This is a genomic window from Oleiphilus sp. HI0123, assembly GCF_001635315.1.
Genome location: NZ_LWGE01000064.1, coordinates 1 through 410 on the forward strand (window position 1 = coordinate 1; position 410 = coordinate 410).

Annotated in this window: 1 protein-coding gene; it reads right to left on the reverse strand. The window is 41.0% G+C overall.

From position 1 onward, the window contains the following. On the reverse strand, positions 1–359 hold a 359-nt coding region (locus A3761_RS26505), incomplete at its 3' end, for a type II toxin-antitoxin system RelE/ParE family toxin (RefSeq protein ID WP_369808143.1). Between the last annotated feature and the right edge of the window lie 51 nt (positions 360–410).

Sequence of the window (410 nt, forward strand, 5' to 3'; positions counted from 1 at the left end):
GAAACCTTTTGCATCGTCTCAATCATGGTCTCGTATATCTGTAGAGATCCAGTATTAGGATTTATTTTACACTGATGAACTGCTGCCCAGTTATATGCTCTATCATGATGATCTACCCACAATAGCAAATAGACATTTCCCTCAGCCGGTGCATGTAGTATGACTCTGTATGCTTGATCAACCCGTATAGATCGCATGAGCTTATCCTTAAGCGCATTGAGAGTTTCATAATTCAATCCCGGAGATTTAGGGTTACTTTGAAACTTTAGAACCAGTTGAATAACCTTAGCTTGGGTGTTAGCTGGTAGTTTCACTAAAGCGTTAAAAAACGTGTCCGCGAAGGCGACTTTAATATCCATCAAGCAGCTTCCTTTGACGCTAACAAACTTAACAGGCCCTCAGGTTTCTCA